1 rRNA gene is annotated in these 568 nt (G+C 48.9%); it reads right to left on the bottom strand.

The annotated features are described in order from the left end of the window. Positions 1–568 (bottom strand): 23S ribosomal RNA (locus P8V03_RS19050); the annotation flags it as partial.

Here is a 568-nt window from a genome sequence, read left to right as displayed (position 1 = left end):
ACTGATTGTGGACACACGGTTTCAGGTTCTATTTCACTCCCCTTCCGGGGTTCTTTTCACCTTTCCCTCACGGTACTGCTTCACTATCGGTCACCAGTTAGTATTTAGCCTTGGGAGGTGGTCCTCCCTGCTTCCCACAAGGTTTCACGTGTCTCGTGGTACTCTGGATCAGATCTGACTGTTATTCTTTTTGCCTACAGGGCTATTACCTTCTATGGCGGAGCCTTCCAGCTCTCTTCAACTAAGAAATCACAGTATTTTATGATCTGTCCGCAACCCCAGGAACAAGTTCCTGGTTTGGGCTCTTTCCCTTTCGCTCGCCGCTACTCAGAAAATCGATTTTTCTTTCTCTTCCTCCGGGTACTTAGATGTTTCAGTTCCCCGGGTCTACCTCTATAAACCTATGAATTCAGTTTACAGTACATAGCGTTAGCTATGTGGGTTGCCCCATTCGGAAATCTCCGGATCGCAGGCTATTTGCGCCTACCCGAAGCTTATCGCAGCTTATCGCGTCCTTCATCGGCTACTGGTGCCAAGGCATTCACCATGCGCCCTTTGTAGCTTGACC

The sequence above is a fragment of the Clostridium tanneri genome (assembly GCF_033659955.1).
Classification (GTDB): Bacteria; Bacillota; Clostridia; order Clostridiales; family Clostridiaceae; genus Clostridium_AM; species Clostridium_AM tanneri.
This window is presented reverse-complemented; position numbering and strand designations above follow the sequence as displayed.